The following is a 1,018-nucleotide window of genomic DNA, read 5'->3' on the forward strand; positions in this document are numbered from 1 at the left end:
GCTGGCGATCTACCTGCTGGACGAGCGGCATCTGCGCCTGGCCTGGGAGACCGGTTTCCCGAAGGGGTTCCTGGACCGATTCGACGGGGTCTCTTTGGACGTGCGGCTGCCGGGCGTGGAGACGCTGACCTCGGGGCGGCCGCTGTTCTTCGAGTCGATGCAGCACCTGGCGTCGGCCTATCCGGGGATCCCGCTGGACGCCGACGTCGGCGCCCGCGCCTTCCTGCCGCTGATCGCCTCCGGCCGCCCGGTGGGCTCCTGCATCCTCGGCTTCGACGCGCCGCACGCGTTCAGCCCGGAGGAGCGCACGGTGCTCACCGCCCTGGCCGGTCTGATCGCGCAGGCCCTGGCCCGGGCGCGGCGCTACGAGAGCGAGGCGGCGCTGGCCCGGGGGCTGCAGGCGGCCCTGCTGCCGCACCGGCTGCCGGTGACGGGGCGGGTGACCACGGTGGGCCGGTACCACGGTGGGCCGGTACCTGCCGGGTTCGGCCGGGATGGACGTGGGCGGCGACTGGTACGACGTCATCGAGACCGCCTCGGACCGGCTGGCCCTGGTCATCGGGGACGTCCAGGGGCACGGGGTGGCGGCGGCCGCGACCATGGGCCAGCTGCGCAGTGCGGTGCGGGCGTTCACGATCGGCGGCAGCACCCCGGAGCAGGTGGTGCGGGGCACGAACCGGCTCCTGATCGACCTGGACCCCGGCCAGTTCGCCAGCTGCTGCTACGTCCTGCTCGATCCCACGTCGGGCCGCGCGCTCGCCGCCCGGGCGGGGCATCCGCAGCCGCTGCTGCGCCACCCGGACGGCCGGGCCGAGGTGCTGGACCTGGCGGGCGGGGTGGTCCTCGGGGTGGACCCGGGGGCCTCGTACCCGGAAACGGAACTGCTGCTGGAGCCGGGCGCGGTGCTGGCCCTGTACACCGACGGGCTGGTGGAGGTTCCGGGTGCGGACATCGACGAGGGCGTGGAGCGGCTGCGGTCCGCCCTGGCGGGTGCCCGCCCGGTGCCGCTGGCGGAGAC

General features: G+C 75.1%; 1 pseudogene. It reads left to right on the plus strand.

Features of this window, described 5'->3' with window-relative positions:
• Positions 1–1,018 (plus strand): annotated as a pseudogene (locus VR44_RS36275) (PP2C family protein-serine/threonine phosphatase); the annotation flags it as partial.

This window comes from Streptomyces katrae (assembly GCF_000966975.1).
Taxonomy (GTDB): Bacteria; Actinomycetota; Actinomycetes; order Streptomycetales; family Streptomycetaceae; genus Streptomyces; species Streptomyces katrae.